Origin of the sequence: Pseudoalteromonas luteoviolacea DSM 6061 (assembly GCF_001625655.1) — a bacterium.
Taxonomy (GTDB): Bacteria; Pseudomonadota; Gammaproteobacteria; order Enterobacterales; family Alteromonadaceae; genus Pseudoalteromonas; species Pseudoalteromonas luteoviolacea.
In genome coordinates this window covers 20,143-34,291 of sequence record NZ_AUYB01000120.1, presented here as the reverse complement: position 1 = coordinate 34,291, position 14,149 = coordinate 20,143, and the positions used below count along the sequence as shown (strand labels likewise).

Below are 14,149 nucleotides of genomic sequence, written 5' to 3'. Positions count from 1 at the left end.
ACCAGCAATATAATTGCTTACAAAACATGACATGGCGGTACATTGCCTTACCCTCTAATGCGTTGGAATAGGTGAAGATGATCATCAACAAGATGATTACCTTTTAATGCTTAGAGGAGCGAACACCATGCTCAAAGATAAAAAAATTCCGTGTCTAGTTTTAACAATTTCTAGCTTATTAAGTGCATGTGGGGGTGGCTCCCCTGCTTCACCTACAACAACGACAAAAGTGACGCCAACCCCAACCGCCCCAACTCAACCAACCACAACACCACTCAGTTCCGCTTTCCCGATTACAGTGGATGTATTTGGGGTCAGTATTAGAGCAACATCTTCTACAAAAATGGAAAAAGTACTTCATGCAGCAAATGTAATGGCTGAGTATTTAGATAACGATGGAAATGGAATACCAGACAACCAATTTGTAGTAGACCAAATGGTCAGTTCAGGCGCAACATTGCTCATGGCACCAACTGAATCAGCGTTTGAAGAAGCGGCTAAAGACCTCGAACAGCTAGATGCTTACCAACCATTGTTTGGAGATGAAACCATTCCTGGAAATCAAGGGGGTAGATTTGATGCAACATTAGAAGAGGTTTTGCACCTGATTACACATGTAGGCTATTCTAAAGTGTACCCTGAAATATTTGGGGAGCGCGCAGGAACAGCTATTGCTGATGCGATGGATATTGCACGAGGTGGCCATTTTGAGGTCATTCCAAATCGCTACCCTGAAGGTGCTTGGTATACCTACGACGATCAAACATGTGACTATAGTTGTATGGTTACAGAATATACCTATTGGGGGCTCACATCAATTCTAGGTGCTCAAGCAAGCCGTCTCGAGGAAATCCAAAATGAATGGAAATTAAATACTCGCAACAAAGTAAAAGACAAAGATGCAAAAATCTTTAACATATTAACCAACGACACCTATCAATTAGCCAAGATACTACCTATTGGCCAATACAAAGGATTTGAAATTAAAATTGAAGGTGTTGAGGCTTCAGAAAATGTTGACTCAAGTCATGAAATCTTACAATCAGTCGTAGCCGAAAACCCCCACTATAAAATCGCATATACAGACACAAGCAATGTGTACATGATGTCTCCAGATGGCACAGAAATGCGGCTTTTAGCCAATGCAAACCCAGTCGCAGGATACGTTTCGTGGAGCCCGAACGCGCAATACGTATACTTTGCGAGTGCCAAAGGCGATGAACAAAGTGCATGGGAAGGTTTTAGAGTAAATGTAGAAACTAATCAACTGACAAAACTGACTAACTTTGGTCAGGACGTGCGATCTTTAGGGGTATCACCGGACGATCAGTATTTGGCGATATCAGTGATGTCCGGTAATTCAAATATTGGTGACAACAACGAGAACCTTACTCAATTTAATACTGATTTATATATAGTTGAAATGGCTATTGCAGAAGAGATCTGGAACAGCGGCGAAACCTTAAGCCTAGCAGATATGAATGTGCTTGTATCTTCACCCGCTACTGATCAATTCTGGTATGAAGAGATTAATTGGCGCCCTACTTTACCAACGGATGGCAAAGAACCCATATTAGCCTATACACAGACTTGGCGTTATGACGAAGACGATGTTTCATATACCAATGTTTATACCATACGCGCTGATGGTAGCGAAAAAACTCTTTTAGTTGAAAACAAAGATCAACCGATATGGGATTTTGACGGCGAACGAATTAGCTTTTTAGATATGTCATATTATGATTTTGAGACTAAAAGCATACGCCAATGGGTAGTGACAGAGATTAACGAAGAAACCGCCGCACCAGCCTTGTCACCTGATGGTGACTTTATGATCTTTGAGGTTGGTGATGAAAACCGTAAAGCTGGATTGGCCAGAGCATCCGAATCTGCAGACAACCAAGGAGTAGTCTTAAATGGCCTAAATGTTTACGAACCTCGTTGGTCTCCTTTACCTGTCGAGTTAAATACGTCCAGTGTGCAAATGGTTATCGGCGCAAAAAGCGTAAATGCGTGTCGCGCAGCGGCTGACAACGATGAACAAGCCTGCCTAATTATTAACGGGGAGTCGGCTGAGATGAATGGTGTCATCGGGTCAAATATTGTCAAAACGGTAAACCAACTCTTGAGTGAGCACCCTCAAGTCAACACTATTATTCTGAATCAAGTTCCGGGCTCTATGGATGATATTTCCAATTTAGAAGCTGCTCGTCTGATATATGACTCGGGCTTGACTACTGCACTACGCTCTAATAGCGATATTGCTTCTGGCGGCGTTGATTTCTTTCTTGCAGGAGTAAAGAGACAGGTTGCAGCGGGTGCCAAACTGGGCGTACATGCATGGGGTTATCAAGATTCCGAAGGTAACTACAAATCTGCGTCAGAATTGCCAAGAAACCATCCTGAGCATGAAATGTATATTGAGTTTTACAAACATATTAACCATACAACGCCAAGTGAGTTTTATTTTTACACCATAGATGCCGCACCATTTGATGATATTCACTATATGACAGAAGACGAATTGAACAAATGGAATATGGCTAGATAAACGTAACTTAAACTTGAGGGGGAATTAAACTCCCCTCATTTTAACTGACACTTTCGATATATCAGAATGTTTAACAAAGAATCCTAACCTTATAAGAAAATCATATAATTTATGCTTTTTTTCAAATGAGCGCGATACTTCTCCGCATAAAGGCTATATAATTGCCAATTTTTTAGCGGAGCCTAAAATTGCCTAGCCAATACAGATGTACAATTTATGGAATTGTCGCAGTACTCATTTGGAGCGCCGTGCTGCACTTGGTACGTATTGTTAGTGAAGATTTTGGTGCTATCGGTGGTGCTGCGCTCGTTTATACCTACTCCGCGATATTTCTAGTTTCATTTTTAGGCATTCCCACAATCAACAAACTTCCAAAGAAATATATCCTAATAGGCGGTGCGTTATTTGTTTCATATGAGCTTTGCTTGTCGCTTTCTCTTGGGTTTTCAAACTCTAGGGAACAATCAACTCAAGTGCTCATCGTTAATTATCTTTGGCCAGCGTTTACGGTATTAGGCGCAATCATTTCCAAACAAAACAAAGCGAATCTTATGTTGCTTGTTCCTGGATGTCTTTTAGCTTTTATCGGCATATGCTTTGTTGTATCTGACAATATAACCACTTTATTTAATGGCGTGGTTGCTAATGTTAGTAGTAACCCTATCGCTTTTGTATTGGCTTTTTTCGGGGCAATTATTTGGGCTGTCTACTGTAATGTAACAAAGTCGTTGTCTGGAGGGCAAAATGCGGTCACATTATTTTTTATTTTTACAGCCCTGACACTCTGGAGCAAATGGTATCTTTTAAACGCTGGGTTTACATATAACTTTTCCTTTAAGAGCGTTTTTATTTTGCTTTTAGCAGGTGGAGGTATGGCCCTAGGCTACGGTTTATGGAACAAGGCCATTATCAGCGGTAATATGATAATACTCGCAGCCATTTCTTATTTCACGCCAGTTTTTTCTGGCATTCTTGCCGCTGTTATTCTAAATGTCGAACTCACATCGGGTTTTTGGATTGGTGTTATATCTGTAACTTTTGGATCGCTTCTTTGCTGGCAATCTACTCGCCTATATAATCAATCAAATACTCAGGTACAAACTGTGCTAGACAATACTGAATAAATATACATATAATTTGTCACCACTATTGCGCTAGACAGACAGAATATGACGCCGTTAGTCGACACTTTAAAACAGCTTAGGTATCTCATTGCTCATTTAGACGACGATACTTTGCATAGCGAATATCCAGCGATGAACGAGTTTTTGAATAGTAACCGACTAGCAAGTGGCGTGTGTTTAGAAGAGCTCAAGTTTTTATATCAATTTTTATACGTTTATGGACGTAAATCAGAGGCCACTTTTAATCGCTTTAGAAATGAGATTGAAAGATTCCATTTGTGGAGTTGGCTCATCCAAGAAAAGTCAGTATTTGAATTAAAACGCGATGATATAGAAGCCTATGTCGAATTTGTAGTTGAACCTGACAAAGCCTGGCTCGCAAACTCTGTGCAATGGCGATTTAAAAATGACAAAGGTATACGCCAAGTGAATCCAAATTGGCGACCGTTTGTCTACAAAGAAAATGGCGTTAGCCAACAAACGCTTGCTTCAATGTTTACGGCACTCAATGTCTTTTATAAATTTGCTATTTTAGAAGAAAAGTCTTTTGCGAATTTTGTGCCTGTAGTCAAAAAAAATTGTCCTTACTTAGTTGTACAATCCCAAATAAAAATGCCAGATACTCTCAGTGACTTGCAATGGGAGTATGTGTTTGGCGTTACTAAAGACCTTTGCGAAGAGCAGCCTAAGCTAGAACGTAATTTGTTTACGTTAGCATGTTTAAAAGGCTTATACTTGCGAATTTCTGAGCTTTCTGAGCGACCTCAATGGTCCCCTGTGATGAGCCATTTTTGGCAAGACCAAGATGGCTTTTGGTTTTTACGAATCATGGGTAAAGGCAATAAGTTGAGAGATGTAACATTAAGTGATGACTTTGTGGATTATCTCAAACGCTACAGATCATCTCGCGGATTGACCCCACTACCTAGAGTAGATGAACCTCACCCAATCATTCACAAGCTGCGCGGACAAGGCGGAATGAATGTACGTCAGTTAAGGCGCATAGTTCAAGAGAGTTTTGATTTGGCTATTGCAAAACTTAAGCAAGATGGATTCAGTGAAGAGTCTGAAAGTTTGGAGGCTGCAACCAGCCACTGGCTCAGACATACAGGCGCGACACATGATGCTCAAACTAGGCCGCTAAAACACTTATCGGAAGATTTGGGTCACTCGAAAATAGCCACAACTGACCAGATATACATTCAAACCAATGTAAAAGAGCGAGCTAAGTCAGGGTTAAAACGAAAACTCTAACTCCCCTAACTTTGTAATGCAGCGATAAAAGTAGACTGGAATTAGTTGATAAAGCTAAGTGTTAAAAGGCATAACCACTGTATGATGTGTTCTTTATAGCTATTATGAGAAGGGCCCGTAGGCCCTGTCTCGATTATCTTTTGAATCGAACAACTAACTCGTGCATATCTTTTGCAACTCGGGTAAGTTCTTCACTGATCATTTGGCTCTCCTGAGAGCTGTTCACGCTTGTATTTGCAAGCGCCGCAATGTTCACAACCTGTTTATTAATATCTTCAGAAACGGTCGCTTGTTCTTCTACAGCAGCTGCAATTTGCATGCTATTGACGCTCATAGTTTCAATAAGTGTGTATATATGCTCAATTTTCTGTGTAGATTCATTCAGTTTCTCAATACCAACTTGAGATTCAGCTTCACCACGCTGAGCAATAACTTCTGATTCTTGCGTACTTTGTGTTAACTCATCAATAATCGCATGAATTTCCTTTGTCGATTCTTGTGTTCTTTGAGCAAGGTGCCTAACTTCATCTGCTACAACAGCAAACCCTCGACCCTGCTCACCAGCTCGAGCAGCTTCAATTGCAGCATTAAGGGCTAACAAGTTGGTCTGTTCCGCTATCTGCTCAATGATTTGCGCAGCATCTGCTATTTTGTTTGTCTGTCTAGCCACGCCCAATACAGAATCTTTAATATCTACAACTGTCGCGCCCAAATTCGCAATTGAAGCTTTTGTCTCTTCAGAGCTTTTAGCTCCTTCTTTAGCAAGCGCTAAAGCATCAGTTGCGTCAGAAGACGTTGATTGAACATTCTGAGATACTTCTTGAATCGTCGTTGCCATTTCATTCATAGCAGTTGCAACAAGCTCCGTTTCCTGTTGCTGTTGTGTCAATTGTTCTGTGGTCGAGCGGCTCATTTGAGTAGTTTGTTCAGCACCGCCAGTTACTTGCTTTGAGGCGTGCTCTATTCTAGTTATCACCGTGTCCAAATGCGCATGTTCACTAAGTAATTTCACGTGTAACTCTGCCATTTTGCCTTGCCAAGGAGAATAAACTTTTTGAGAAACATCATCGCAGAAACTGTGCTTTAATACCTGATTTATTCGGTCTAGCTGTTCATTGTCTCGATAGCGGTTATAACCAAAAATAGCCATGCTATTGACCATTAACCACGAAAAAGCGCCGGTTTCGTAGCCAGTTAAAAACAAACCTAATGCAGTCGCAAATGCAGCAAGAGGCCATACAGTTCTTAATTTGGGAAGTTCAAGTTTTGGTTTACCGCCAGTTCGGACTGTTTTATATAGAGCATCTGCCCTTTCCACATCTTCACGGTTAGGACATGTTCTAACTGACTCATAACCGACTACATGGCCATTCTCGGTCATTGGAGTAACATAAGCATTAACCCAATAAAAGTCGCCATTTTTACAACGGTTTTTAACCATTCCCATCCAAGGTTTGCCAGCTTTTAGCTGCGACCACATGGTTTTAAATGCCAACTCAGGCATGTCGGGATGTCGCACAAGGTTGTGCGGTTGGCCTATTAATTCTTCTTTTGAGTAGCCACTAACATTAATAAAATGCTCATTACAGTCGGTAATAATACCTCTAAGATCGGTAACTGAAATGAGTTTATCTTGTTTTGCAAACCGTTGTTCACGATTTGTAACTGGTTGATTAACTCGCATTTAACTTAAAACTCTCTGCAAATTATATTAAAACTCGACGCTGGACTACGCAACATACGTCTTATGTGACAATTAGGCAACCAATTTCAACCAAATTACTTAGATTTTACGTGTTTTCCATCTATTTAAGTAATTTATGTTCGAAATCAGATCTAAAAATAGATTTTTCACGTATTCTGTTTGATGTAAAATATCTACGTTATAAAAAGCCACCAAGGAGCGCTAAGTGTCCAGATTTTCAGCAATTACAGATAACCCACATGAAAATCGATTCAACAATAAAGTTGGAGTTTTGGTTACAAATTTGGGAAGTCCTGATGATGCGACAACACCCGCGCTAAGAATATATCTACGAGAGTTTTTATCCGATCCTAGAATCGTCGAGATCCCAAGAGTGCTATGGATGATTATACTCCATGGAATAATTTTAAGAGTAAGGCCAAGCAAATCAGCGCAAGCATATAAGAGTATATGGACCGAAGATGGCTCTCCCCTTATTAACATCACTAAAAAGCAATGTGATAAATTACAAAAGCTAATTGAAAAAAAAGGTCATGAAAATGTCGAGATTGTGATGGCTATGCGTTATGGCAACCCTTCTATTGAATCTGGCTTAGAACAATTACGCGAAAAAGGGATCACAAACATTGTTGTCCTTCCCCTGTACCCTCAATATTCAAGCGCAACCACAGGCTCAACATTTGACGCAGTATCACGAGTTTTAACCAAATGGCGCTGGGTACCACAACTTCATTTTCTAAATGGTTATCACGATCAACCAAAATACATTGAGTCATTGTCAAACTCGGTAAGCGACTACCTTGAAAACAACCCTATGCCGGATAAGATCTTGTTTTCTTACCACGGCACGCCAAAACAATTTTTGTTAAATGGCGACCCTTATCACTGCTTTTGCCACTTAACAACTAATGCGGTGGTCTCAAGGTTAGGTTTGGACAAAGAGAAAGTGCTTACTACTTTTCAGAGCCGATTTGGCAAAGCTGAATGGCTAAAACCATATACAGATTTCACTTTAAAAGAGCTTGCAAAAGATGGCACTGAACATGTGGCGATTTTGAGCCCAGCTTTCAGCGCTGACTGTTTGGAAACACTCGAAGAGTTAGAGGAAGAGAACAAAGAGTACTTCATTGAAGCTGGAGGTAAACGCTACGACTACATTCCTGCGCTCAATGATCGAGATGACCATATAGAAGCCTTTTACGAAATATTAAAACCGCATTTATAAAGTGTAAGCCACCTTCCGGTGGCTTTTTTACCTGAATATTTAAAGAGTTTTTTGCCGGATCAAGGCGATATTATTTTTGTATGATTCACCTCAAACCTTCATTTAGATTTTTGAAGTCATGAAAAAGAAACATTGGGGGAAAAAGCCACCATCCACTGCGGCTTTTTCAAATAGAGACTTAATAGCGTTGTTTAATTTCAGCTAAAATTGTACTTTCGCCTCGTGCGTTAAACTCCTCTAGCAGTTTTATACATGCGTTCAAAGGTCTAGCTGGACTGTAGTAGTAACCTTGAATATGGTCACACCCCAATTCTGCCAACATTTGCAACTGAACTTGCGACTCTACACCTTCTGCAATAACTTTGATCCCTAACTGTTGTGCCATACTAACCAAACATGAAATCATAATTTGCTTGTTCTTATCTTGCATCAAGCTATCAACAAACGATTTATCTATTTTGAGATAGTCTACCTGGTTGTCGATTATATGACTTAGAGATGAGTAACCAGTGCAAAAGTCATCTAAAGCTATTTCTACCCCTTTATCGCGTAAGTCTTTTAATAGCTCCCATGTATAACGATTAGTTGCCATGGATTCAGTTACCTCAACAGTTAAGCTTTCGTACGGAACTCCAGCTTGCTCAACCGCTTTAGAGATCAAATCAAATTGATTGTTACTCACTTTAAATTCGTTAACAGAGCGATTCACCGACACACTCACATCAGTAAAGCCTAAATCGTGCATATGACGTAAATCTAAACAAGCTCTCTCTAAAACGAACTGACCAATCTGATGTATAAAACCAAACTCTTCAGCAATAGGAATAAATGCGCCCGGAGAGATCATACCTTGCTGATCATCAAACCAACGCACCAAAGCCTCAAACTTAACTATACGGCCACTATTTTGTTCAATAATTGGCTGATAATAAACATTTAAAAGCTTTTGTTTAATGGCCGCACGCAGCTTATCCCTAAGTGCAATTTTGTTTAAATGGGCATTTTGAATATCTTGATTGTGAAGCGCTACATTACCGCGGTTGTTTCTCTTAGCGCTTTCAAGCGCGTGCGCTGCATTTCTAATAAACTTGGCCGCCGTAACACGGTGTTTGTAGTCCAATTGCGCAACCCCAGTGCTGGCGCTTAACTCGATTGTTAATTCGTTAAACACATATGGCTGTCTTAATTTATCACTTAGCTTATTAGCGATGAGTAACGCACTATCTTCATTGGTATTATCTAGTAATATTGCAAATTCGTCTCCGCCATATCGCGAAATTGTATCTTGCTTCCGCAACCCATTTTTTAGCCTTTTTGCCACTGATACCAGCACCTTATCACCAATTTCAGGCCCATAAATGTCGTTGACTTCTTTAAAATGGTCGAGTCCGATAAACAATAATGAACATGGGTGAGAGCAGCTACGACTTGCAGATATTTTTTGCTCAACCACGTCCATAAAATATCTGCGATTAAGTAGTGCAGTTAGGGGTTCATGGTTAGCGTAAAATGTTAGTTGCGCCTCATTTCGCTTCCATTCTGTAATATCCCTAAAAATTGCCACATAATTAAGTACGTCGCCTTGATCATCGCGAACAATATTTAATGTAAGCTCTTCGGGAAAGATTTGACCGTTTTTCCGACGATTATATATCTCTCCTTTCCATGTGTTCTGTGACGAGAGCGTGGCCCACATTTTCTTATAAAACTCAGGATCATGTTGCCCTGATGATAAAACCGATGGGTTGCGACCAAGCAGCTCAGTATCTGAATAACCGGTCAAACGCTCAAAAGCGCGATTTACCATGACTACCCTGTTTTCATGATCTGTGATCATAATTGCTTCAGTGGCATGTTCAAATACAACATTGGTAAGCTCAAGCTGTCGGTTAAGCGAATAGATGTAGGTTATATCTTGGATCGTAGCACTAAATACGCGCTCATCTTCTTGTTCTTCCGAGCGCTCAACGCGACCAATTACCCTAAACAACCCTTTAAACTGATTTCGATCTTTGTGAGATACATTGATATCTACTTGATCTAGCTGTCCAGTACGCAACTTTTGCATAAGAATGCGCAGTGCTTTTTGGTCTTTGCCAATTAGGCAATCACAAAACTGCTCAAAGCCTAACTCTTCTTCACAAGGGTAATTGATGAGTGTTCTCATCTCTTGGCTAAAAATATGCGTATTTCTACTGATATTCCATGACCACGAACTGAGCCTTGCGATGCGTTCTCCTTTGGCTAATTGCTTAACCAAAATTTCCTGCGCGGCTAGTTCCAAATTGTGATTGAGCTCAGCTCCTACGAGTAAGCTCAATTCTCTAAACCAGTGTTTGTCGTCGCTCGAAATTTCTATTTGTTCATCGAACAGGCAGACCATAATGCCAATTGGCTTATGGTCTAGAGCTCTCAGAGTAACACCTAGGTAGCCATCAATATCAAATATTTTAAGGATTTCATCCTCAGCATACATTTGTTGCAAGTTGCAGCTGATGGAACACACACTCTGGCTATCTTTGGCGTCTTTACACGGCGTTCCCTCTAAATCATAGATGATATAGTTGGATTTCACGCCATCAACGGCATAAGCGACCGTCTTAACTCGTGTATCTGAGTCAATAAACTTACCTATTAAACAATGAGCTGGCTGAAACTTTTCGTATATCAAGTTCAGCGCCAATTCGTAACGAGCTTCGCTACTTGGTAAATTATAAAAAGTACTGAATGATAGCTTCATCGTTTAACAATCTTTTAATAATTATAGTTATTACTATGAACGGGAAATAATACAAATTGCAATATTAGTTTTATTGCCGAATATAAATATGAAGGTAGATCAATAAAATATCAATAAGTAATAGCAAATATATAAATTAAAGATCTTTGAGTAAGCTATCTATTATAGTGATTTTTATTTTGATATTTACATCAATATTGAGGTTGGAGAGAAGACAACATGGAATTGATTTATATAAAAAAGCCGTCTTTAAGACGGCCCTTTCAATTAAGATGAGTTGCTATTTACTCAATAATAGGCTGCACATCTAGACCGTATCCAAAGCTTACTGCAAGTACTAAAACAATAGATGCAGCGAGCAATAATTTACCAATTAAAGGTAGACAGAAACGGAACCAATGGGTGTAAGGCACACCAGCCATACCTAAAATACCCATCAACACTGCATTAGTCGGGATGATCATGTTAGAGAATCCATCACCAAATTGATAAGCAAGAACTGCTACTTGGCGTGGTACACCCACAAGATCACCAACAGGCACCATCAGTGGCATAGTTACATATGCTTGGCCAGAACCTGATGGAATGAAGGTATTTAGGAAAGTTTGGATTACCAACATACCAACAGCCGAAATTTCAGCGGCTACATGTGACAATGGAGACGACATACCATATACAAGTGTGTGGAGAATCTGACCATCTTCTAGAATCAAAGCAATACCCCTAGCAACACCAATTAGAACCGCTGTGGTCACAAGCTCTGAAACACCTTCGATAAAACGCTCGGCTGTTTCATCAGCCGATAACTTTCCTAAGATTGCAATTACTACACCCCACGCCACAAATAGGCCGCCTAACTCATATAGGTACCAGCCTTTAGTTGCGATACCCCATACTGCGACACACAGCGTGATGATAAAACTGAATAAAATCGTTTGGTGACGTTTGTTTAGCTTTGGGTAGCTTGGCTTGGCTTGGCCTTCTAGAGGACAAGGCACACCAATCATCATTGATTTACTCGGGTCTTGAGATACTTTTTTCGCGTAGCTCCAAACATGATGAAAGCCAATCAATACAAATGGAATAAAGATCGCTAGGCGGAGCTCTATACCTGAGTAAACTGGAATATCAGCTATTTGCTGAGCGATTAATACAGTGAACGGATTAAATGCAGAAACACCATAACCTATACCGTACCCAGCTACAATCATACCCACAGCAGTCATTGCATCTAGTTTCATCGCTTTACACAAGGCTACAAGAATAAGTACAAATGGAATATATTCTCCAGCCGTTCCTATCGTACTAGATGCCAATGCGAAGCAAAATACCACCATAAATATTAGACGCTGTGGCTTAGTACCATGCTTTTCTAATAGACGGCCAATTAGGGCATCAACAGTGCCCGTTGCGCGGGCGATACTCAGTACACCACCTACAATTAGTACAAAGAAAATAACATCTTGAGCTTGAGCAAATGCTTTTGGAATGGCGGTAAGTAAATCCCAAGGGGTAAGGTATTCTTTTTGTTCTACTAACTGGTAAGTTCCTGCAACAACCATTTTACGGCCGCTGTCTGTGATACTGGTCTCAAAAAAGCCTTGTGGTACTACCCACGTAGCAAGTAGTGCAACCACCATCATGCCGAGTAACAGCACGAGCGTGTGTGGCACTTTCATCTGTCGTCCCATTTACTGCTCCAAAAAAATATTATAGTTTGGCGCGCATATTACCCACATTTAAGACAAAGATCATTGCCTAAGCTAAAAGAATGTAAATGATTTGCGGCTTATCACCTTAAAAATACGATTAAACAGGTTCAACACAGCAACTTTTATTACGGCCAGTGCGCTTAGCTCGATATAACGCTTGGTCGGCAAGCTCTATTGCTCTCTCAATAGATGACTCATTATTTAACCAATGTGAAACTCCAATCGAGACCGTAACTTGTATTCCTTTTGGCATTGTATGTTCAAGCACTTGCTTTCGAAGACGCTCTGCTGCATCAACGGCTTCTCCTAACGAGACTTTTGGTAAAAAAACCAAAAACTCCTCTCCTCCTACACGACATATGAAATCATCTGCCCGTGCATTACCACGCATAACCGATGCTAATTCTTTGAGCACCTCATCACCAGCTCTATGCCCATGAACATCATTAATACTTTTAAAATGGTCAATATCTATCGCCAAAACCGACATTCCAGCTTTAGACAGCATTGCGTTCTTAAGCCAAAGATCTAGTGACAAACGATTATGCAAAGAGGTAAGCTGGTCTGTTTTTCTATCATTATCCAATGACTTGATTACTTTTTTAATTGAACGATTGCTTTGCAGTAAAGTGCGCTTTAGGTTTGCAGCTTCATAATACCATGCCTTTATTTGGCTTGTATCAGAACTCGTTTTGTCAAAAGTTGCCAACTGCTTAGCTAAATGTGCAAGTGGTTTGGCAATTTGTATTCCTGCAATTAATATCAGTCCCAAAATGAGAATTGTAGCGGGTATGCTTGAATAAATAACAGCTCTATGAGTTACACCTAATTCATCTAATATAGAAGACATGGGCCTCTGACTGACTACCCCCCAACCTGTCATGGGAATTGGTGCATAGCCTGCTACCATTGATATACCAGCACTATTGACGATCTCTGAAGCGCCTGTAAAGCCTTTTAGAACTCGCTCTATTGCTAAATTGTCTTTAACCAGTTCACCTACTCGATGTTCGTTCACATGAAAGAGCAAGCGGGCTTTTTTATCAACAACATACATATAAGAACCGTCTTCATAGTGATGTCGGCCAAGAAGTCGATTCAGTATTGTATCCCCTTGCAAGTAAATACCACCAGCAACAAAGCCCAAATAGTCGCCGCTTTCTGATAAAATGGGGTATGTTGGACTAATCATTAAATTTCCTGCAGGCGAAACAAACGGTTCAAGAACCTGAGGCTGCTGTGTGTTGAGTACGTCAAGCTGATTATTGGAAATTGATTTGCCTAACACGTCGAGATCTGGTTTAACAGCGATGATCTTACCGTGAGTATCAACAACAACCAAAGAGTCAAAGCTATTGGTTTGACCTAGTAACCGTTCCAATTCTTTATGTACTTCTGTTAAGTCGCTGAGTTTGACCGATATGTGATAAGCACTCACATGAAGTTGGCTATTCACTGATTGCAAAAACAATTCGGTAACTTGTGCTAGCTTTGTTGCATACACTTGATTCGCATGCAATGTATCTTTGATAAATGCACTACGATGAACATGATAACTAGTTATTAGAGTGTTGAGAGAAGTAAACACCACCCCAAATGTAGCCAAAACCAATATTAGCCTTTTCAAATCTAGCCGAAATACTTTACGTAATGAGTGTAATGTTCCTTTAACCATAACAGTTAAAAATGTTTCCCTGCAATTTGCAGAAATTCTAGCGTCCCTATTATTTTAAAGGTTATTCTAGGTCAATGTTCTATATATTATTTTATTGACACTAATGCGTTAAACGTAAAATTAAAATAAAACGTATAAAAGATATAAGTTCGTATAAGACGAG

At 40.1% G+C, this 14,149-nt stretch carries 8 protein-coding genes; 4 read left to right on the top strand and 4 right to left on the bottom strand.

Annotated elements, in window-relative coordinates; genetic code table 11:
- Positions 1-127 precede the first annotated feature (127 nt).
- The 3 genes from N475_RS25215 (at position 128) to N475_RS17100 (ending at position 4,929) form a co-directional block, all read left to right on the top strand.
- Positions 128-2,551, top strand: coding sequence for a hypothetical protein (locus tag N475_RS25215; protein ID WP_081232454.1), 2,424 nt, complete (start codon positions 128-130; stop codon positions 2,549-2,551).
- A gap of 188 nt (positions 2,552-2,739) precedes the next feature.
- Entirely contained in the window at positions 2,740-3,675 is a 936-nt protein-coding gene (gene yddG / locus N475_RS17105; protein WP_063358112.1) for an aromatic amino acid DMT transporter YddG, read from the top strand.
- 45 nt (positions 3,676-3,720) lie between these two features.
- Positions 3,721-4,929: a tyrosine-type recombinase/integrase gene (locus N475_RS17100; RefSeq protein ID WP_063358113.1), complete on the top strand. Its 1,209-nt coding sequence runs from the start codon at positions 3,721-3,723 to the stop codon at positions 4,927-4,929.
- Between the two features lie 133 nt (positions 4,930-5,062).
- On the opposite strand, the gene N475_RS17095 is transcribed toward N475_RS17100, so the two are convergent.
- Entirely contained in the window at positions 5,063-6,613 is a 1,551-nt protein-coding gene (locus tag N475_RS17095; protein WP_063358114.1) for a methyl-accepting chemotaxis protein, read from the bottom strand.
- 226 nt (positions 6,614-6,839) lie between these two features.
- Between N475_RS17095 and hemH the strand changes: the two genes are divergently transcribed.
- On the top strand, positions 6,840-7,859 hold the full coding sequence (gene hemH / locus N475_RS17090; protein WP_063358115.1) for a ferrochelatase: 1,020 nt from the start codon (positions 6,840-6,842) through the stop codon (positions 7,857-7,859).
- A gap of 178 nt (positions 7,860-8,037) precedes the next feature.
- Here the strand turns inward: hemH and N475_RS17085 are convergent, their stop codons facing one another.
- From N475_RS17085 to N475_RS17075, 3 genes are all read right to left on the bottom strand, one after another.
- Entirely contained in the window at positions 8,038-10,599 is a 2,562-nt protein-coding gene (locus N475_RS17085; protein WP_063358116.1) for a putative bifunctional diguanylate cyclase/phosphodiesterase, read from the bottom strand.
- Between the two features lie 284 nt (positions 10,600-10,883).
- Positions 10,884-12,290 (bottom strand): YfcC family protein, encoded by a 1,407-nt coding sequence (locus N475_RS17080; RefSeq protein ID WP_063358117.1) that lies wholly within the window; start codon positions 12,288-12,290, stop codon positions 10,884-10,886.
- A 118-nt stretch (positions 12,291-12,408) separates the two neighbouring features.
- A complete protein-coding gene (locus N475_RS17075) occupies positions 12,409-13,917 on the bottom strand; it encodes a sensor domain-containing diguanylate cyclase (protein WP_162269605.1) in 1,509 nt (502 codons plus the stop codon).
- Positions 13,918-14,149: the final 232 nt, after the last annotated feature.

Coding starts and splice junctions, on each gene's coding strand:
- N475_RS25215 (WP_081232454.1), top strand. CDS start 128: ATGCTCAAAGATAAAAAAATTCCGTGTCTAGTTTTAACAATTTCTAGC.
- N475_RS17100 (WP_063358113.1), top strand. CDS start 3,721: ATGACGCCGTTAGTCGACACTTTAAAACAGCTTAGGTATCTCATTGCT.
- N475_RS17095 (WP_063358114.1), bottom strand. CDS start 6,613: ATGCGAGTTAATCAACCAGTTACAAATCGTGAACAACGGTTTGCAAAA.
- N475_RS17085 (WP_063358116.1), bottom strand. CDS start 10,599: ATGAAGCTATCATTCAGTACTTTTTATAATTTACCAAGTAGCGAAGCT.
- N475_RS17080 (WP_063358117.1), bottom strand. CDS start 12,290: ATGGGACGACAGATGAAAGTGCCACACACGCTCGTGCTGTTACTCGGC.